We start from the raw sequence: 439 nt of genomic DNA on the forward strand, positions 1-439 counted from the left end.
ATCGCTGGCGGTTCCCTGACTGCCACGAAGTCCCGCACCTTCACGTTGGTACTGGCCACGGTGATGATCGAAGATCAGGGCGAGGCCGCGGCGCAATGATTCTCGACATCCACGGCAAAAAGCTGGTATTCGGCATGCAGTGGCGCACGCTGACCGGCAGCGGTGCGCCCGCGACGCTGGCGGCCAATATTGCGCGGGAGGTTAAAGCTGCGCGTATCTGGCACGAGGATCAGTCGCTGCACATGGGCTATCTGGACGCCGCGGACGGCCAGGCCAAGATCAAGGACAAGCTGTACTCAGGGGCCGCCACGCTGGCCCGCATCCCTGACGTCGTGCCCAATGCCTTCTTTGTGTTCCGCCTGGACGCGCCTAGCCAGCCACCTATCTATCTGGTCTGCGGCATCGTCAAAGGCCGCCCCCGCGTGGGCTTCGATCAGGT

At 63.6% G+C, this 439-nt stretch carries 1 pseudogene; it reads left to right on the forward strand.

Annotation, left to right across the window (positions count from 1 at the left end):
* Positions 1-95 precede the first annotated feature (95 nt).
* Positions 96-439: pseudogene (locus tag ACYP5B_RS45425) on the forward strand (ATPase); the annotation flags it as partial.

This window comes from Cupriavidus sp. 8B (assembly GCF_054589115.1).